The 18,723-nt window shown below is 71.7% G+C and carries 17 protein-coding genes; 11 read left to right on the top strand and 6 right to left on the bottom strand.

Annotated features, from left to right (window positions below; genetic code table 11):
• The 3 genes from KDK95_RS28890 to KDK95_RS28880 all read left to right on the top strand — a co-directional run.
• A partial coding sequence (locus KDK95_RS28890; protein WP_212521482.1) for a substrate-binding domain-containing protein occupies positions 1-359 on the top strand: 359 nt, incomplete at its 5' end.
• 95 nt (positions 360-454) lie between these two features.
• Complete coding sequence (locus KDK95_RS28885; protein ID WP_249162063.1) at positions 455-772, top strand: L-rhamnose mutarotase; 318 nt, start codon at positions 455-457, stop codon at positions 770-772.
• Between the two features lie 106 nt (positions 773-878).
• Positions 879-1,901: a LacI family DNA-binding transcriptional regulator gene (locus KDK95_RS28880; RefSeq protein WP_212521480.1), complete on the top strand. Its 1,023-nt coding sequence runs from the start codon at positions 879-881 to the stop codon at positions 1,899-1,901.
• Here KDK95_RS28880 and KDK95_RS28875 read toward each other — a convergent pair.
• Positions 1,866-2,771, bottom strand: coding sequence for an FTR1 family iron permease (locus KDK95_RS28875; RefSeq protein WP_212521479.1), 906 nt, complete (start codon positions 2,769-2,771; stop codon positions 1,866-1,868). The two genes, KDK95_RS28880 and KDK95_RS28875, sit on opposite strands and share 36 nt — an antisense overlap.
• 222 nt (positions 2,772-2,993) lie before the next feature.
• Between KDK95_RS28875 and KDK95_RS37920 the strand changes: the two genes are divergently transcribed.
• The 4 genes from KDK95_RS37920 (at position 2,994) to KDK95_RS28855 (ending at position 9,867) form a co-directional block, all read left to right on the top strand.
• Entirely contained in the window at positions 2,994-4,223 is a 1,230-nt protein-coding gene (locus KDK95_RS37920) for a PP2C family protein-serine/threonine phosphatase (protein WP_212521478.1), read from the top strand.
• Positions 4,224-4,453: 230 nt separating this feature from the next.
• Complete coding sequence (locus tag KDK95_RS28865) at positions 4,454-7,774, top strand: discoidin domain-containing protein (RefSeq protein ID WP_212521477.1); 3,321 nt, start codon at positions 4,454-4,456, stop codon at positions 7,772-7,774.
• Between the two features lie 202 nt (positions 7,775-7,976).
• Positions 7,977-9,122, top strand: a complete 1,146-nt coding sequence (locus KDK95_RS28860) for an ROK family transcriptional regulator (protein ID WP_212521476.1) — start codon at positions 7,977-7,979, stop codon at positions 9,120-9,122.
• Between the two features lie 16 nt (positions 9,123-9,138).
• Complete coding sequence (locus KDK95_RS28855) at positions 9,139-9,867, top strand: GntR family transcriptional regulator (RefSeq protein WP_212521475.1); 729 nt, start codon at positions 9,139-9,141, stop codon at positions 9,865-9,867.
• Positions 9,868-9,920: 53 nt separating this feature from the next.
• On the opposite strand, the gene KDK95_RS28850 is transcribed toward KDK95_RS28855, so the two are convergent.
• Together KDK95_RS28850 and KDK95_RS28845 are read right to left on the bottom strand one after the other, a co-directional pair.
• Complete coding sequence (locus tag KDK95_RS28850; protein WP_212521474.1) at positions 9,921-11,147, bottom strand: cytochrome d ubiquinol oxidase subunit II; 1,227 nt, start codon at positions 11,145-11,147, stop codon at positions 9,921-9,923.
• A gap of 12 nt (positions 11,148-11,159) precedes the next feature.
• The gene (locus KDK95_RS28845; protein WP_212521473.1) at positions 11,160-12,569 is read right to left on the bottom strand and encodes a cytochrome ubiquinol oxidase subunit I; all 1,410 of its coding nucleotides are present in this window, start codon (positions 12,567-12,569) and stop codon (positions 11,160-11,162) included.
• Positions 12,570-13,116: 547 nt separating this feature from the next.
• On the opposite strand from KDK95_RS28845, the gene KDK95_RS28840 reads away from it, so the two are divergent.
• Positions 13,117-13,914 (top strand): SDR family NAD(P)-dependent oxidoreductase, encoded by a 798-nt coding sequence (locus KDK95_RS28840; RefSeq protein WP_212521472.1) that lies wholly within the window; start codon positions 13,117-13,119, stop codon positions 13,912-13,914.
• Position 13,915: 1 nt separating this feature from the next.
• On the opposite strand, the gene KDK95_RS28835 is transcribed toward KDK95_RS28840, so the two are convergent.
• Complete coding sequence (locus tag KDK95_RS28835) at positions 13,916-14,992, bottom strand: MGDG synthase family glycosyltransferase (protein ID WP_212521471.1); 1,077 nt, start codon at positions 14,990-14,992, stop codon at positions 13,916-13,918.
• 38 nt (positions 14,993-15,030) lie between these two features.
• On the opposite strand from KDK95_RS28835, the gene KDK95_RS28830 reads away from it, so the two are divergent.
• The 3 genes from KDK95_RS28830 (at position 15,031) to KDK95_RS28820 (ending at position 17,316) form a co-directional block, all read left to right on the top strand.
• Entirely contained in the window at positions 15,031-15,912 is an 882-nt protein-coding gene (locus tag KDK95_RS28830) for a DMT family transporter (RefSeq protein ID WP_212521470.1), read from the top strand.
• A gap of 93 nt (positions 15,913-16,005) precedes the next feature.
• The gene (locus KDK95_RS28825; RefSeq protein WP_212521469.1) at positions 16,006-16,833 is read left to right on the top strand and encodes an SAM-dependent methyltransferase; all 828 of its coding nucleotides are present in this window, start codon (positions 16,006-16,008) and stop codon (positions 16,831-16,833) included.
• Positions 16,834-16,929: 96 nt separating this feature from the next.
• Entirely contained in the window at positions 16,930-17,316 is a 387-nt protein-coding gene (locus KDK95_RS28820) for a DUF1707 SHOCT-like domain-containing protein (RefSeq protein WP_212521468.1), read from the top strand.
• Positions 17,317-17,367: 51 nt separating this feature from the next.
• Here KDK95_RS28820 and KDK95_RS28815 read toward each other — a convergent pair whose 3' ends face one another.
• On the bottom strand, positions 17,368-17,928 hold the full coding sequence (locus tag KDK95_RS28815; protein ID WP_212521467.1) for an acyl-CoA thioesterase: 561 nt from the start codon (positions 17,926-17,928) through the stop codon (positions 17,368-17,370).
• On the bottom strand, positions 17,903-18,723 hold an 821-nt coding region (locus tag KDK95_RS28810), incomplete at its 5' end, for an oxidoreductase (RefSeq protein ID WP_443612926.1). The genes KDK95_RS28815 and KDK95_RS28810, both read right to left, overlap by 26 nt.

The raw sequence follows: 18,723 nt of genomic DNA, 5'->3' as shown, positions 1-18,723 counted from the left end.
CGGACCTGAAGGGCATCATCTCCCCGACCACGGTGGGGATCAAGGCGGCCGCGCAGTACCTGGACGGTTCGCAGTACAAGGGGAAGGTGCTGTTGACCGGGTTGGGGACTCCGAACGACATGCGCGCGTACGTGAAGGACGGCACGGTCGAGGCGTTCGAGCTGTGGGATCCGGCCAAGCTCGGCGAGCTGGCCGCCTATGCCGCGGTCGCGTTGGCCTCGGGGCAGATCACCGGGGCGGCGGGCCAGAGCTTCAAGGCCGGTTCCCTGGGCAGCTTCACCGTCGGGGCGAACGGCGTGGTCACCCTCGGCCAGCCCATCGTCTTCGACAGCACCAACATCAGCCAGTTCAACTTCTAGTCCTGTGAAAGAGCCCGGATGCGCCGCCGGACCACGGCGACGTATCCGGGCCTCTCGCACCGGCTAGGAGAAGGACCGAAAAGTAAGGACGAGCATTGCAACGCGTATGCTTCGTGCTCCAAGTCAAGCCGGAGCACCTGGACGAATACGTCCGCCGGCACGAGGCGGTGTGGCCGGAGATGCTCGAGGCGCTCAGCGCCACGGGCTGGGGCAACTACTCGATCTTCCTGCGGGAGGACGGGCTGCTGGTCGGTTACCTGGAGACCGAGGACTTCGCGAAGGCGCTCGCGGGTATGGCCGAGACCGGCGTGAACGAACGCTGGCAACGGGAGATGGCGCCCTTCTTCGACCTTGACGGCGCCGCACCGGATGCTTCGATGGCGCCGCTGCGGGAGATCTTCCACCTCGCTTAGCTCCGTCAAGCACTGGCACCGCATACGATGACACGCACAAAAGGCGAGGCGGACGCAGGTGGGCGTCTCGCCGACGAGGCAGGAATGGGCAGGTCTGAGAAGAAGCATGGTCGGGATCAAGGACGTCGCACGGCGCGCGGGGGTGTCCGTGGGCACCGTCTCGAACGTCATCAACCGGCCCGACTCGGTCGCCGAGCAGACGCGCATCCGCGTGCAGGCGGCCATCGCCGAGCTCGGATACGTGCGCAGTGAATACGCGCGGCAGCTGCGCGCGGGCCAGAGCCGCATCATGGGCCTGCTCGTACTCGACATGGGCAACCCGTTCTTCGTCGACGTCGCCCGCGGCGCCGAACGCTCGGCCCGGAAGGCCGGCCTCGGCGTCATGGTCTGCAACAGCAACCAGAGCGCCCGGGACGAGGCCGAGTACCTCGCCCTCTTCGCCGAGCAGCGGGTGCGCGGCGTGCTGCTGACGCCGTCGGACGACGCCGGTCAGAACGCCGAGAACCTGCGCCGCAACGGCATTCCGTACGTGCTCGTGGACCGCGTCGGCACGGGGGACGAGGGCTGCTCGGTGTCCGTGGACGACGTCGCCGGCGGTGCCCTGGCCGTGCGCCACCTCGTGGACGCGGGCCATCGCAACATCGCCTATGTGAGCGGACCGCCGCGGCTGCGCCAGATCCGCGACCGCCGCGCGGGCGCGCTCGCCGCCCTCGCCGAGTCCGGTCTCGGCCCCGAGGCGCTGACCGAACTGCCGACCGAGACGCTGGACGTGGCCGCGGGCCGCGACGCCGGAGCCCGGCTGCTCGGCCTGATGCGCCGGCCGACCGCCGTGTTCTGCGCGAACGACCTGCTCGCCCTCGGCGTCCTGCAGGCGCTGTTCACGGCCGGAGTCGACGTCCCGCGCGAGATGGCCATCGTCGGCTACGACGACATCGAATTCGCCTCCGCGGCCGCCGTGCCGCTCACCTCCGTCCGCCAGCCGGCCGCCACCATGGGCAGCCTCGCGGCCGAGCTCCTGCTCGAGGAGACCGACGCCGGCGCCGCCCACGAGCACCGGCAGGTCGTCCTGCAGCCGGAGCTCGTGGTGCGCGGCTCAACCCTGATCGGTCGCGCCCGACAGCCGCGCTGAGGAGGAACCGGGCTTCGCGGAGGGCGCCGGCGAGCTGCTCTGCGCGCTGTGCGGCTTGCTCGGCGTCGTCGCCTTCCGGGACCGCAGGAAGAAGGCGAGGGCCGTCGCGAGGTAGAGCACGTACACGATGACCTGCGCGGCGGTCGGCGCGTCCGAGTAGCCGAAGAACGAGTGCGCGATGTCGCCGAACGCGCTGTCCTCGCTCAGCAGCGCGCTGCTGTGCCACAGCGGGGTGTTCAGGATCGGCAGCCAGCCGAGCTGCTGCAGGTTCTCCACCGCGTCGGCCAGCAGGCCCGCGGCGAAGATCATCAGCAGCGCCCCGACGATGCGGAAGAACCGGTTCAGGTTCAGCCGGTGCCCGAGCCGGTAGATGAAGAACGCGATCACCAGCGAGATCGCCAGGCCGATCGCCGCGCCGAGCAGGGCGCCCTGCGTCGAGGTGGAGAAGATGATCGCCAGCGTGAAGACGACCGTTTCCAGCCCCTCGCGCCCGACCGCCTGGAACGCCAGCAGCGCGATCCCGGTCCGCGCCCCGCGGTCGAGCGCCGCGTCCGTCCGCGCCCGCAGCTCGCCGGACAGGTCCCGTGCGTGATTGCGCATCCAGAAGGTCATGTACGTCAGCACGGCGGCGGCCAGCAGATACGTGAACGTCTCGAAGATCGCCTGCGGCCGGGAGCCGTCGTACGAGGTGACGGTGTAGTACGCCAGCCCCCCGCCGCCCGCCGCCAGCAGCAGCGCCGCGCCCACGCCGACGAACACGTCGCGGAAGTGCTGCCGCGCGCCGATCCGGTTGAGGTACGCCAGCAGGATCGCGACGATCATGCTGGCCTCGATCCCTTCGCGCAGGAAGATCACGAGCGTTGCGACCATCGATGTATCTCCAGGTGTGCTGACGCGGTGTACGTGGCGCTGCACGCTAACATGTTTAGGATAGGTTCACCTAACCCCGATGGGTACCCGGCGCGGTGCCGGCGCGAGAATCCGCGCGACGAGCACCCCGCCGGAGGGGGATGGGCCGCACGTGTGATGGCGGGGTGGACCGGCGAGCTCTGACCGGCGCCTTTCCCGCCCAGAGAACTTATCGTGATTATTGTGAGTGAGCCGGGCATCGACTACGAGAGCGTCTTCCGGGCGTTACCCGCGATGGTGGCGCTGCTGACGCCCGGCCTCGTGTTCGCGGACGCGAACGACGAGTTCGTGCGCTACTCCGGCCGTTCGCGCACGGAACTGATCGGCCGCAACCTGTTCGAGATCTTCCCGGACAACCCGAACGACCCGGGGGCCACCGGGGCGCGGAACCTGGAGGCGTCGCTGCGCCGGGTGCTGGAGACCGGCGAGCGGGACACGATGGCGATCCAGCGCTACGACGTCCAGTCGCAGACGCGTCCGGGGACGTGGCACCAGCGCTACTGGAGCCCGGTCAACACGCCGATCTTCGACTCGCAAGGCCGCGTGGTGTTGCTGCTGCACCGCGTCGAGGAGGTCACGGAGCTCATCCACGCGCGGGACCGGGCGACGGTCGGCGACCGTGCGCGTGTGCTGGAGGCGGAGCTCTACACGCGGTCGCGGGAACTTCAGGACGTCAACGAGCGGCTTCGGCTGGCGCATGCGCGGGAGCGCGAGGTCGCGCTGGCGCTGCAGGACGCGATGCTGCCCGCGCCGCGGCTCGACGGACGGCATCAGGCGGCCGTGCGCTACCGGCCCGCGATCGGCGCGCTGAACGTGGCGGGGGACTGGTTCGACCTGGTCGAACTGCCGGGCGGCTCGCTGGCCGTGGCCGTCGGCGACGTCGTCGGGCACGGGCTGGTGGCGGCGGGCGTGATGGGGCAGCTGCGCAGCGCCCTGAGCGCGGCGATGCGCGCCGCGGACGGACCGGCGCAGGCCCTGGAGGTGCTCGGGCTCTACGCGCGCTCGGTTCCGGGTGCGCAGTCGACGACGGCGGCGGCCGTCTACATCGACTGGGGCGACTACTCGCTGACCTACAGCAGCGCCGGGCACCTGCCGCCGGTGCTCGCCCGCTCGGACGGCACGGTCGCCTACCTCGACCAGGCCACCGACCCGCCGCTGGACACCCGCCCCGAGCACCTGCCGCGCGCGCGGGCGCGGCTGGAGTTCAAAGAGGGCGACACGCTCGTGCTCTACACCGACGGCCTCGTCGAGCGCCGTCGCGAGGACATCGACGTCAGCCTCGCCCGGCTCGCCGACTCCCTCGCCGCCCACCGCGACCTCGAGCCGGAGGAACTCGCGGACACGCTGCTGGTCGACCTGCTCCCGGCGGCCGGCGCGACGGACGACACCGCACTGGTGGTCGTGCGTCTGTAACGCGCGGCCGACCGCCGCGGTGGCCGGCCGCCGTCCTCGCGGGCCACGGCAGGCGTCTGCGATCCCACGCCGCAACTCTCCTTGCTGTCACTAGCGATCTTTCGCCTGTAGGCAAGAATTCGCGCAATTTCCGTTCTGATATTGCGGAACGATGTCCACCGCGTTACGGTCCTCCTTGCTACGACACCCTCTGTCCCACCTCCGCACCGGATCCGCATAAGGAGTTTGAGGTGTCTTCATCCAGCACCATCCGTGCCCTGCGAAGAGCACTCGGCCTGACCGGGAGCGCGGCCCTGCTGCTCACCGGCGTCACCGCGCTGTCGACGGCCGCCGCGGCGCCGGCCTCGGCCGCGACCGCGGCCGTGACCGGCGGAAGCGGCGCGAGCCTGCCGTATGCCGAGGTCCAGGCGGAGAGCTCGCCGACCAACGGCACGATCATCGGGCCGAGCTACACCCAGGGCCAGCTCGCCGACGAGGCTTCCGGCCGCCAGGCGGTGACCCTGTCGGGCTCCGGCGCGTACGTCACGTTCACGACGCCGGTCGCGACGAACTCGATCGACTTCCGCTACAGCATCCCCGACTCCTCGGACGGCTCGGTCTACACCGCTCCGCTCTCCCTCTACGTCAACGGGAGCAAGCAGGCCGACTTCAGCCTGACCAACGCCTACAGCTGGTACTACGGCAGCTATCCGTTCACGAACACGCCGAGCAGCGGGAACCCCCACCACTTCTACGACGAGGCGCACCGGCTGCTGAGCACGACGTATCCGGCGGGCACGACCTTCAAGCTGCAGGTCGACTCCGAGGACACCGCGTCGTCGTACACGATCGACCTGGCCGACTTCGAGGACGTGGCCGCGCCGCTGAGCCAGCCCGCCGGGTCGGTCTCGGTCACCAGCGAGGGTGCCGACCCGACCGGCGCGGCCGACTCGACGAGCGCGTTCAACGCCGCCATCGCCGCGGCCGGCTCCGGCGGAACCGTCTGGATTCCGCAGGGCACGTACGACATCCCGGGCCACATCAGCGTCAACAACGTGACGATCGCGGGCGCCGGCATGTGGTACTCGACCGTGACGGGCGCCGCGCCCGGCTTCTACGGCAACTCGGCGCCGAATCCGAGCACGAACGTGCACCTGCAGAACTTCGCGATCTCCGGCAACGTGCAGGAGCGCAACGACAGCGCGCAGGTCAACGGCATCGGCGGCGCCATGAGCAACTCGACCGTCTCGAACATCTGGATCGAGCACATGAAGGTCGGCGCCTGGATGGACGGGCCGATGTCGAACCTGACCTTCAGCGGCATGCGGATCCGCGACACCACGGCCGACGGCATCAACCTGCACGGCGGCGTGACCGGCTCGACGATCACCGACAGCGACGTCCGCAACACCGGCGACGACGGCATCGCGCTCTGGGCCGACTCCGGCATCGGAGCCGACTCGCAGGACACGATCTCCGACAACACCGTGCAGCTGCAGCAGCTCGCCAACGGCATCGCGGGCTACGGCGGCAACAACAACACGATCACCGGCAACCGCGTCGTCGACACCGGCATCACCCAGGGCGGCGGCATCCAGGTCGGCCAGCGGTTCAGCTCCACGCCCGTCGGCCTGTACACGATCTCGAACAACACCCTGATCCGCGACGGGAGCCTCGACCCGAACTGGCAGTTCGGCGTCGGCGCGCTCTGGTTCGACGGCAGCCAGGGCACCATAGCCGGGCCGATCAACGTCAGCAATGCCCTGATAGAGCAGAGCCCTTATGAAGCGATCCAATGGGTCGAGGGCACGATCAACGGCGTCAACCTGAGCAACGTCAGCATCCAGGGGACCGGCACGTTCGCCCTCCAGGAGCAGACTGGCGGGACGGCGTCGGCCACCAACGTGACCGCGACCGGAGTGGCGCAGGCGAACGCGGGCAACGCGCCGAGCTACAGCTGCGAGGGCACCGCTTTCGCCATCACCGACGGCGGCGGCAACTCGGGCATCAGCCCGACGCAGTGCGGCAGCACCAACCCGACGCCCGTCTACCCGCCGTACCCGGCGACCGGCGTGCAGACCAGCCCCAGCGCGCTGAACTTCGGCTCGCAGGTTTCGGGCACGACCAGCAGCGCGCAGACCGTGGCGGTGACCAACCCCACCAGCTCGGCGGCGGCCGTCTCCTCGATCTCCACGACCGGTGACTTCGCCGAGACCAGCAACTGCGGTTCGTCGATCGCGGCGAACGGCAGCTGCTCGGTGAGCGTGACCTTCACCCCGACCGCGTCGGGCAGCCGCACCGGCACGCTGACCGTCGTGGCGGGCGGCCAGACCGACACGGTGAGCCTGTCCGGCACCGGAACCGCGGCAGGACCGGTCCTGAGCACCAACCCGGCCTCGCTGACCTACGCCGGCACGATCGTCGGCTCCTCGGCGGCCGGCAAGTCCGTCACGGTGACCAACACCGGCACCGCGTCGGCCACGGTCTCAGGGGTCTCGGTCAGCGGCGACTACAGCCAGACGAACAACTGCGGCACGCTCGCGGTCAACGCCACGTGTACCGTGACGGTCACCTTCACCCCGACCGCCGCCGGCAGCCGCACCGGAACGCTCACGATCACCAGCAACGCCAACAACAGCCCGACCACCGTCGGACTGGCCGGCACCGGCATCGGCTCGACCACCAACCTGGCGCTGACCGGAACGATGACCTCCAGCAGCAGCGCGTCCGGCTATCCGGCGACCAACACCAACGACGGCAACACGAGCACGTACTGGGAGAGCACGGACGGCGCGGCCTACCCGCAGACGCTGACCGCGAACCTCGGCCAGTCGTACCCGCTCGGCTCGGTCACCGTGACCCTGCCGCCGTCCTCGGCCTGGTCGACGCGCACCGAGACCTTCTCGGTGCTCGGCTCGGCCAACGGCAGCTCCTGGACGACGCTGGTGGCCTCGACCGGGTACACCTTCAACCCGTCCACCGGGAACACGGTGACCTTCAACCTGCCGTCCGGCACCACCGACCAGTACCTGCAGCTCTCGTTCACCGGCAACACCGGCTGGAGCGCTGCGCAGGTCTCCGAGTTCGAGATCTTCCCGGGAGCCGCGAGCTCCACCACGGGCGGCGGTGGCGGCGGCACGACGCCGACCGACCTCGCGCTCAACGCGCCGGTCTCCGCGAGCAGCTACACGCAGACCTACGTGCCGGCCAACGCGGTCGACGGCAACACGAGCACCTACTGGGAGAGCACGGACGGCGTCTGGCCGTCCACCCTGACCATCAACCTCGGCGCGAAGGACTCGCTCAGCTCGGTCGTCGTCGACCTGCCGCCGTCGAGCGCCTGGTCCACCCGGACCCAGACGTTCTCGATCCTCGGCAGCACGGACAACAGCACCTGGACGACGCTGGTGTCCTCGGCCACGTACACCTTCAACCCGTCCACCGGCAACACGGTGACGATCACCTTGCCCAGCGGTACCGCTGACCAGTACGTCGAGCTCGACTTCACCGCCAACAGCGTGCAGAACGGCGCTCAGGTCTCCGAGCTCCAGGTGATGGGAACCACCGCGTAAGCGACCGGTTCCGATCTCTTCGGGCCGGGTCCCCTCGGGGGCCCGGCCCGAAGCAGTTCACTGCCCGGGAGCGGCCCCTGACGGGGCCTCAGGGGCCGGCCGCGGCGGGCCGATTGGTCGAGACCATTGACTTCCATTGGATGGTAACGCTACTTTCCAAGGAAACCCCAGGACCGCCGCGACGACCCCGACGAAACAGGCCATGGAATCACTGCGCACCACCGGAAAGGCCAGCCCGGCCGATGTGCGCGCCGTCAACCGGCGGCTGCTGCTGCAGCACATCAGCAAGGGCCGCGGCCGGATTTCGCGCGCGGACCTGGTCCGGCTGGCGGGGCTCAACACGGCGACCGTCTCCGGGCTGGTCGCCGAGCTGCTCGAGCAGGGGCTGGTGCGCGAGGTGGGCGTCGGCCCCTCCGTGGGCGGCAAGCCGCCGATCCTGCTGGACCTCGACGAGCGGCTGTTCGCCGTGCTCGGCGTGCAGCTCATCCGGGACGGCTTCCGCATCGCCGCGCTCTCCCTGCACGGCCGGATCATCGAGCAGCACTTCGAGGTCGGCGACGGCGCCCTGATGCTGGACGCGCTCGTGCCGGCGGTCCGGAAGATGGCCGAGGGCCTCGGCCGCACCGTGCTCGCGGTCGGGGTCGCGGTGCCCGGGATCGTCGACCACCGCGGCGTGATCGCCCGCTCCGTGCTGCTCGGCCGGGACGACTTCGACCTCGGCGGCTGGCTCGGCGAGCAGCTCGGCTACCCGGTCCACCTGATCAACGACAGCGACGCGTGCGCGCTCGCCGAGGTCGCCCTCGACGAGGACCCTGCGCCGACGCTGCTCGCGCTCTACCTCGGCGACGGCGTGGGCGCCGGGCTGATCCTGTCCGGCGCGCTCTTCCAGGGCGAGAGCTTCGGCGCCGGCGAGGTCGGCCACCTGAACCTGCGTACGCATCAGCTGACCTGCGAGTGCGGCCGAACCGGCTGCCTGGAGGCCGCGGCGCGCATCAGTGTGCTGACGGGCCGGCACCAGTCGCTGCAGCTGACGCCGCGCGGCGAGGAGCCGCAGGGGCACCTCGACGACGCGGCGGCCGAGCGCGCGGGCCGGAACATCGCGGCGCTGCTGGAGCTGGTCTACGAGCTCATCGACGTCCGCCGCACGGTCATCTGCGGCCCCGTCTGCGCGCTCGGCTCCGGGCTGCTCGACCACATCCGGCAGGCGCTCACCGACTACGAGCCCTACCTGGGCGGCCATCTCACGGTCGACTACTCCCGGCTCGGCTGGAACGGCACGCTGCTCGGCGCCGCCGCCTCCGCCGCGCACCAGGAGCTCGGCCTGCTCTGGTCCATGATCGACACGTGAACAGGAGGGGAGAGACGTGGAGACCCTGATCGAAGGGGTGCGCGAGCCGCGCTACCTCAAGGTGAAGGACCACATCGTGGAGCGGATCGCCGCGCTCAAGCCGGGCGTGTCGATCCCGGCCGAGCGCGATCTCGCGGTCGCCTGCCGCACCTCGCGCACGACCGTGCGCAAGGCGGTGACCGAGCTGGTCGCCGAGGGGCGCCTGGTGCGCCGCCAGGGATCGGGCACGTACGTCGCCGAGCCCAAGCTCGCCTGGCCGCTGATGGTCTCGGGCTTCACCGAGCACGCCGAGTCCGAGGGCCTGCAGGCGCGCACCTCGATCCTCGGCGCCGAGTTCATCCCCGCCACGGACGAGCTCGCCGAGCGCCTCAACGTCCGCCCGGGCGCCCGGGTGCTGACCATGGAGCTGCTGCGCTCCGTGAACGACGCGCCGATGGCGATCGAGTGCGTGCACGTCTCGGCGCGCCGCTTCCCCGGCCTGGAGGCCGCCGTCGCGAAGACCGGCTCGGTCTACGAGGCGCTGCGCTCTGACTACGATGTCACGGTCGCCCACGCGGTCGAGACGATCGAGACCGCGCCCGCGGCCCCGCGCGAGGCCGCGCTGCTCGGCACCGAGATCGGCACGCCGATGCTGCTGGTCAGCCAGCACAGCCACACCGCCGAGGGCGAGCCGGTCGAGTGGGTGCGCACCTGGTACCGCGGCGACCGCTACTCCTTCGTCGCGCACATCACCAGGCCGCAGTAGCTCTCGACACGTGTCCGTTTGATCAAGGCTTGCCCGGCCCTCACCCGGCTCGCTCACTCGGGCTCCGACTCGCGCGCCGCCAACTGGTCGGGGCCGATGGCCGCGTACGCGAAGACGGCCGTGACGGCGAACGCGATGACGGCCACCGTGTGGGCCGCGTCGCCGTCCGCGAAGACGAACAGCGCGGTCCCGAGCACGAAGCAGGCCACCGCGGCACGCCCGGCCCACGCCGGACGCCGCGCGTCGGGGCCGACGGGATGGGAGGCGGGCGTGAGCCGGCCGGGGTCGAGCCGCCCGGTGAGCACGAGCCGGAACAGGAACGCCAGGCTCGGGAAGAGGATCACGGCGCCCACGGCGATGGAGACGATCACCGCGATCAGCGTGGCGTTGTCCGCGGCCGCCTCCTGCACCGTCAGCCCGGGCAGCAGGTCGGGCCGCTGCGCCGCCGCCCAGCCGGCGAGCAGCCCGGCCACGGCGACCGCCGCCGCCAGCCGCGCCGTGGTGTAGCGGCGTAGCCAGACCAGGCCCAGGCTCGCGAGACCGGCCACGCCCGAGACGACGACGGCCGCGAGGCCGAGTCCCGAGGTCAGCCCGTCGTACAGCCGCGGCGCGTCCTGATGCGCGACCGCCAGCGTGGCGAGCGCCAGAACTCCGGTGATCAGCGCGCTGGCGACGGCGCGGGTGCGGAAGGCCTCGGAGATGCCGCTCTCGGAGAACCGGCGCGCGTCGGCGGCCAGGTAGACGGCGGACAGGAAGGCGCCCGTGCACACCGCCAGCACGCCGCTCATCAGCGACGTCGGGTTCGTCCAGCTGGTGATGGCGTTTCCGGCGGCGTTGCCCACCGGGACCCGGTCCGAGGCGATGGCGCCGACGACCGTCCCGAGCATGAACGGCGTCAGGATGGACGAGATCGAGAAGGTCACGTCGATGACCCGGCGCTCGCGCGGCACGTCGGTCGCGTAGTGCAGCGCGTAGGTCAGGCCGCGGAAGACGATGCCGATCGCGGCCAGGAACAACGGGATCGCGAGCGTCGAGCAGACCGAGCCGAAGAAGCTCGGATACGTCGTCCACACGACCGTGAGCACCAGGATCAACCAGACGTGGTTGGCCTCCCAGACCGGTGCGTTGGCGCGGTGCGCGTGGTCCCGCAGCGCGCGGCCGCGCTCCCCGGAGCCGGCGAGCAGCTGCCAGAGCCCGGCGCCGAAGTCCGCGCCGCCGAGCACGGTGTACAGGACGAGGCCGACCAGAGCGATCAGCAGCGGAATCAGGTCGAGAACCATCGGGGCGGCCCCCTATTCCTGTCCGATGGGCGCCGACGGCGTGATCGGCCCGGTCGGTCCGCTCAGCGGCTGCTCGGCGGGCGGCATCGGAACCTTGGCGAGCCTGCGCAGGGCCCAGAACGTGGCCGCGACCAGGATCGCGTACGCGGCGGCCAGTACTCCGTAGCCGACCGGGACGGAGTGCGCGCCGGTGACCGCGGCGCTGGTCGGCATCACCCCGTAGACCACCCAGGGCTGCCGCCCGACCTCGGTCGTCGTCCACCCGGCGATCAGCGCGACGAACGAGAGCGGCCCGGCCACGGCGAGCGCCCGGAAGAACCAGCGGCCGGCCGGCAGCCGATGCCTGCGCCACAGCACGAACAGCACGACGACCGCCAGCAGGGCGAGCAGCGTGCCGATCCCGACCATCGTCTGGAACGCGTAGCGCACCACGTTCACCGGCGGCTGCTCGGAGACCGGCACGGTGTTCAGTCCCTGGACGGTCGCATCCGGATTGTGGAAGGCCAGCAGGGACAGCAGCCGCGGGACGGCGATGCCGCCGACGATGTGCCCGTCCGTGTAGTAGCCGAGCAGGTGCTCGGGGGCGCCCCGGGTCGTCTCGCCCAGCCCTTCGAGCGCGGCGAGCTTGATCGGCTGCTTGGTGGCGACCTCGCGCGCGGCCCAGTCGCCGACGACGACCTGCATCGGCGAGGCGATCACGGCGGCGCTCAGCGGCACCAGCAGCGCCGTGCGCTCGTACCGGCCCCACCGCCCGCGCAGCCGCCCGATCGCGTACGCGCCCGCGACGAGGAAGCCGGTGACCATGTAGCCGGCCAGGTACATGTGCACGAGCTCATGCCAGAAGTACGTGTTCGCGAACAGCGCCTGGACCGGCCGTACATCGACCACACGGCCCTGCGCGTCGAGCTTGAAGCCCTGAGGGTGGTTCATCCAGCCGTTGACCGCGATGACCATGAACGAGCCGAGCATGCCGGCGATCACGATCGGAATGCTGCACAGGAAGTGCAGCCGCGGCGAGAGGCGGTCCCAGCCGTAGACGTAGATGCCCAGGAAGATCGCCTCGAGGAAGAACGAGAAGCCCTCGATCGCGAAGCCCAGCCCGAACACGCTGCCGAACGTCGCCGTGAACTCCGGCCAGAGTAGCCCCATCTCGAAGCTGAGCACCGTACCGGTGACCACCCCCGCGGCGAACAGCGTGACCATCACGCGCGTCCAGCGGCGCGCCAGCGTGCGGTACATCACGTCGCCGGTCCGCAGATAGCGCCACTCCACGAACGCGACGAGCGCGGGGAAGGCGATCCCGAAGCACACCAGCGGGATGTGCACGATGAACGAGAGCGCCTGCATCTGCCGGGCTTCGAGCAGGTAGGCCTGGGCGACGGGTTGCGGCGCGGCCGCCGTCGCTGCGAGCGGGATCGTCATGAACGCGGTACTCCGATTCGGCCTGTCGGCGGCGGCGACAAGGTCGCTCCTCGATCGGGTCCACGTCACCCGGCCGGGCCAGCCTCAAACACATCGTCGGCCGATCGGGCGACGGCCGCCTCCGGGCGGCGGATAGACCGGAGGGGGAAATTTTGTTCCCGGCAAGTGTTTCGGACTGCAAGGGATGGCAACCCCGAAGCCTACGGCTTCCACGCCACGGCGCCGTCGCTGACCGGCAACAACGTGATCACCGGTCTCGTGCCGCTGCCGGCGATCATGACGATGGGTCAGGGCGCGGCGCGCGCCCGCGGCGTCCCGGCCGCGGCCGCGCCGCCGCCGTCCGTCCCCGATCGGCCGCTGCCGCCGCGATGTCGCGCTGAGGCCGTTCGTCGGCGGGCCCGGGCACGCCTCTCCGGTCGTGCCCGGGCCCGTCCATGCCCGCCGCCGGGCACGCCGCCGGGGGCGGACGCAGGATGCCGCGTTCGACGCGCGGGGCGGGGCGGGCCGTGGCAGGCTGATCAGAGATCGAGTTGAGGAGATTCAGCTCATGGCAGTGTCGCAGCACGCGGAGCCCACCACCGAGCCGGCCGCCGATCCCGCCAAGGGCGTGGCGCTGGTGACGGGTGCGTCCTCGGGGATCGGCGCCGCCATCGCCCGTTCGCTCGCCGACCAGAAGCGCTGGACCCTGCTGGTCGCCGGACGCGATCCCGACCGGGTCGCCGGGATCGCGTCCGAGACCGGCGGCACCCCGCTGCTCGGCGACCTCGCCGTGCCGGGCGGCGCGCGGCGGCTGGTGACCCGCGCCGTCGACGAGGCGCAGCACATCGACCTTCTGGTCGCCTCCGCGGGCGTCGGCTGGGCCGGTCCCTTCGCGACGATGCCGACCAGCGCGGTCGACGACGTACTCACCGTCGACCTCGTCGCGGTCGTACAACTGGTCCGGATGGTGTTGCCGCACATGCTGCTCCGGCGCCGCGGGCACCTCGTGCTGATCGGCTCGATCGCCGGCTCCCTCGGCGTCGAGGGCGAGGCGGTCTACTCGGCGGCGAAGGCCGGGCTCGGCGCGTTCGCCGACGCGCTGCGCTACGAGCTGAGGGGCACGAGCGTGCAGGTGACGCACATCGTGCCGGGCGTGGTCGACACGCCGTTCTTCGCGCGCCGCGGCGTGCCCTACAACCGCCGGCTGCCCCGTCCCATCCCGCCGGAGCGGGTCGCGCGGGTGGCGCTGCGGGCCATCGACCGCGGCAGCCGCGAGGTGTTCGTGCCGCGCTGGTTTCGCATTCCGGCCGGCATCAGGGCACTGCTGCCGGGAGCCTACCGGCAGCTCGCCGCACGCCTGGGGTGAGTCAGCCGTCGAGCATCGATTCCAGCGGACGGACGACGTCCGCGTCCAGCAGCCGGCGACCCTCGGCGACCCGCTGCGCGCGCTCCGGCCCGTCCGGCACGAGCCGGCCGAGCGCCCGCAGCAGTCCGTCCGGGCCCGTCGCGAAGTCGCTCAGCCCGAGCTGCGCCATCCGGCGCACGCCCTCCACACCGTGGCCGGGGATCGGCCGCCATCCGATCACCGGCACGCCGACGGCCAGCGCCTGCAAGGCCGTCTGCCCGGCGGCGTTGTCGAGCAGCGCGGCCGTCGCGGCGAGCAGGCCGGGCATGTCCTGCACCCAGCCCAGAGCGGTCACCCCGGAGACGGCGGCGAGGCGGCGGCGCAGGCGCTCGTCGCGCCCGCACAGCACGACCGGCTGGTACCCGGCGCCGCGCAGGATCTCCGCCGTGTACTCGAACCCGCTGCCCGCCCCCCACGCGCCCGCGGACATCACGACCGGGGCCCGCGGCCCCGCGAACCGCTCGCGCCACCGCCCCTCGCCCGCCGGATGCGGCCGGAAGACCCCGGGCACCAGCGGACCGTACACGGCCGCCGGGCGGCCGAGCGTGCGCCGCACCTGCTCCGCGTCCTGCTCGGTCAGGCAGAGGTTGAGATCGTTTCCCGGATGCAGCCACTGCCGGTGCAGCGCGAAGTCCGTGACGAGCGCCGCGGACGGCACCGTCAGCCGATCGCGCGCCCTCGCCCTCCCGGAGAGCTGGGCGGCAAGGTGGAAGAGCGAGACCACCGCGTCGCTCCGGCTGCTCGCCACGGCCTCGAGCAGCCGGTCCTCGGCGAGCGCGGCCAGCGGCGTGCTGCCCGGGCGCGGCCCGGCGCCGGAACGGAAGAACGCGGCGTAGATGCCGGAATAGATCAGGGGGGCCCGGCGGATGATCAGATGGTAGAAGTCGCGCACGCCGCCGCCGAGCGGTCCCGGCAGCAGGCTCAGCACGTCGAGCTGCTCGCTGTCGTGGCCGGCCGTGCGCAGCCGCGCCGCCAGCTCGTCGCAGGCGGCGTCGTGCCCGGCGCCCATGCTCGCGGTCAGCAGCAGAAAGCGGCTCACGGCCACCAGCTTCGCACGATCTCGACGGAGGGAGGGGAATGAACGCGCTCACGGTGGTGACGGCTCTGCTCTCCGCGCTCTCGAACGCCACCTCCCTCGTCCTGCAGCGGCACGCCTCCGCCGGATACGAGCTGGTCCCCGGCCAGGGCGCGCGCTCCACCGTCAAGCGGCTGCTTCTGCCGCTCACCCGTCTGATGTGGTGGGGCGGTGCGACGGCGACCATCCTGTCCGCGGCCTTCCAGGTGATCGCGCTCGACAGCGGCGCACTCTCGGTCGTGCAACCGCTGCTCGCCTCGGAACTGCTCTTCTCCCTGCTGCTCGGCGCCCTCGTCTTCCACCACCGCCCCAGCGGCGCGCTCTGGCGCGCGTTCGTGATGCTCGCCGCGGGGCTGGCCCTGTTCCTCGTCTCGGCTTCCCCGTCGGGCGGCAGCGACACGTCCTCCGCCGCACGCTGGCTGGCCGTGGGAGTCGTCCTGGCGGGCGTGCTGGCGGCGCTGGTGCTGATCGCGCTCCGCGTGCACGGCACCCTGCGCGCCACGGTCCTGGGCTCCGCGACGGCCGTGTGCTTCGCAGCCACCGCTGCGCTCATCAAGGAGGTCACCGCGCGGTTCTCCGGCGGCGCGGAGGCGGTTCTCACCTCCTGGCACATCTACGCCGCCGCCGCCGTGGGCCTGCTCAGCATGCTGTTCCTGCAGTGGACCCTGCGAGCCGGCAGCCTCACCGGCTCGCAGCCCGCGCTGACCCTCGGCGACGCCGTCCTGAGCATCGCGCTCGGCGTGTTCCTGTTCGGGGAGAGCATCGAACTCGGCTGGCACATACTGCCCGAGCTGATCGGTGTCGGCATGATGGGCTACGGAGTCTTCGGCCTGACCGCGATCCACGGCGAGACCTCAGGCGCCGCCGACTGGGACGAGACGTAGCCGCGGCCGGACGGGACGCGGCCCGCGACCGCGGCCCGCGCGCGATCGCGGGCCGATTGGATCGGCAGCGCGATCAGCCGTATCGTGCGGTTCGTGGATTCGATCGAGGCCGCGGAGTTCGCCCTCTCACTACCCGAGGTGGACCCGGAGAAGCCCAGCCCAGCCAGGATCTACGACTTCTGGTTGGGCGGCAGCCAGAACTTCGAGGCCGACCGACTGGTCGGCCGCCGGGCCGACGCCGCGATGCCGACGCTCGTCGCCGCGATCCGCGCCAACCGCGCGTTCCTCGGCCGCGTCGTGCGCGAGCTCGCCGGCCCGCTCGGCATCGACCAGTTCCTCGACCTCGGCTCCGGCGTGCCGACCGTCGGCAACGTGCACGAGGTCGCGCTCGAGGCCAACCCGAACGCGAAGGTCGTCTACGTCGACATCGACCAGGTGGCCATCGCGCATGCCCGCCACCTGCTCGCCGGCGTCCCCGGCGTCGAGGCGATCCTCGCCGACCTCCGCCGTCCGGAGGCCGTCCTCAACCACCCCCTCACCCGGGAGACGCTCGACTTCAGCAGGCCCGTCGCGGTCCTGATGAACGCCGTGCTGCACTTCATCCCCGACGACGAGCACCCCGAGCAAATCGTCGCCGGCTACTCGGCCATCCTGCGCCCGGGCAGCTACCTGGCGCTCTCGCACGCCGCCCCCGACCTGCGCCACCGCGGCGAGCAGGACGAGATGCTCGCCGACTATCAGCGCTCGACGAAGGTGTCGTTCATCAACCGCGAGCCCGAAGTGCTCGCCTCCTGGCTCGAGCGGTTGGAGATCCAGCCGCCCGGTCTGGTCACCGTCGACCAGTGGCACCCGGAGCCCGGCAGTCACGAGACCCCCATCCTGCGCACCTTCGGCGTGCTGGCCCGCGTCCCTGAGGCGTGAGAGCGGGACGAGGGCCCGGGCCGCCGAAGCCCCCCCACAGGAATCTCCCAGCCGTCTCCCAGTCGCTGTTACTCAGGCCCGATTACGGTGTCGAGTATGGAACGATTCTCCGCGGAGCCTGACCGGGCGCCGGTGCGCGCCTCGGACGCGGAACGCGACGAGGCCGTGCAGTCGCTCGCCGCGCACTACGCGGACGGCAGGCTCGACCAGCCCGAGTTCGACCGGCGGGTCGACGCCGCCCTCGCCGCCGTGACCCGCGGGCAGCTGCGCCGGCTGTTCACCGACCTCCCCGGCCGCGAGCCCGCGCCGCCCGCCGCCGCCCGAGGTCCGCACCGCCGCCGTCCGCCGCTGCCCGTACCGTTGATCCTTCTCGCGCTGCTGCTGGCCCTCGGCGTGACGGCGGTCCTCCACGGCCTCCCGCCGTTCCCCCTCTTCGCCCTGTTCTTCATCCTCAGCCGTCGGCGCCACCGCTGGAACCGCTAGGCCGCGGGGCCACGAACCCGCTGGCACTGAGCAGAGCGGCGTCCGGAGGTGCTACGCGGGCTGATCAGCGATCGGTGCCGTGCTCAGCCGCCGACGCCAGTCCTCCGGCCAGGGCTCGCTGCGGCTGCTGCCCAGGGGCACGTAGGCGGTGACGAAGCGGCCGCGGGCGGCGAGGGCGCGGGGGTTCTTCTCGTCGGCTTCGCCCCAGACCTCGAAGCGGAAGGTCAGCGAGGAGGTGCCGATGCGCTCCAGGACGAGCGTGGTCGTCACCTCCTGGCCGAACCAGAGCTTCGCGGGGTAGTCGACCTCGTAGTGCACGCGGGGCGAGATGCCGAAGTACTCCGGCAGGTCGCGCTCGCGCATCAGGGCCGCCTCGGCGGCCTCGACGAAGCGGATGATCGAGCTGTTGTGGTAGTGGCCGGAGGCGTCGGTGTCCATCCACTCGACGCGGCCCCGGTGGACGGCGCGGGCCACGACCGGGCCGCCGGCGACGGCGTCTCCGTCCTGCGCGTTCCCGGCCGGCTCCGGCAGCCGGCCCGTCGCGGCCTCGCCGGCCGGCTCCCGCCCGCCGTCGGGCTGCTGCGGATCAGGCTGCTGCGTGCTCGTGTTCATTCGGCATCCATCGCAGGTGGAGGGTCGTGTCCGGGTCCTGGCCCGCGCTGCGCAGCAGTTCGAGCCGGGGGCGCACCGCGTCCGTGCGGGAGGTCGGCGGCTTGCGGCGGCCCGCCCGGTACGGCAGCGGCCACTGCGCCGCGTCTCCGCGGTACTCCTGCTCCGCGGCGGCGTGCAGCGTCCAGTGCGGATCATACAGATGGGTCCGGCCGAGGGCGCACAGGTCGGCGCGGCCGGCGAGCAGGATCGAGTTCACGTCGTCGTACGAGGCGATCGCGCCGACGGCGATGACCGCGGTTCCGGTGGCGGCGGCGGCCTCATGCCGGATGCGGTCGGCGAACGGGGTCTGGTACGAGCGGCCGTACGCGGGCCGCTCGTCCTTGTCGACCTGGCCGGACGAGACGTCGATGCCGTCCGCGCCGTGCGCGATGAAGGCGCGGGCGATCTCGACGGCGTCGTGCTCGGTGTTGCCGTCCGGGAGCCAGTCGGTCGCGGAGATGCGCACGGTCACGGGCCGCTCGGCGGGCCAGGCGGCGCGGACCGCGTCGAAGACCTCGAGGGGGAAGCGCAGCCGGTTCCCCAGGCTGCCGCCGTATTCATCGGTGCGCTGATTCGTCAGCGGCGAGAGGAACGAGGACAGCAGGTAGCCGTGCGCGCAGTGCAGTTCCAGCAGGTCGAATCCGGCCTGCGCGCCGCGCCGGGCCGCGGCGGCGAAGTCCGCGACGACCTGATCCATCCCGGCTCGGTCGAGGGCGCGGGGAGTCGCCGACGTCGGACCGTAGGGGAGGGGGGAGG

Source organism: Actinospica acidithermotolerans (genome assembly GCF_018139625.1).
Lineage (GTDB): Bacteria > Actinomycetota > Actinomycetes > Streptomycetales > Catenulisporaceae > Actinospica > Actinospica acidithermotolerans.
Note: the sequence above shows the minus strand (reverse complement) of the source record. Positions and strands in the feature narration are given on the sequence as shown.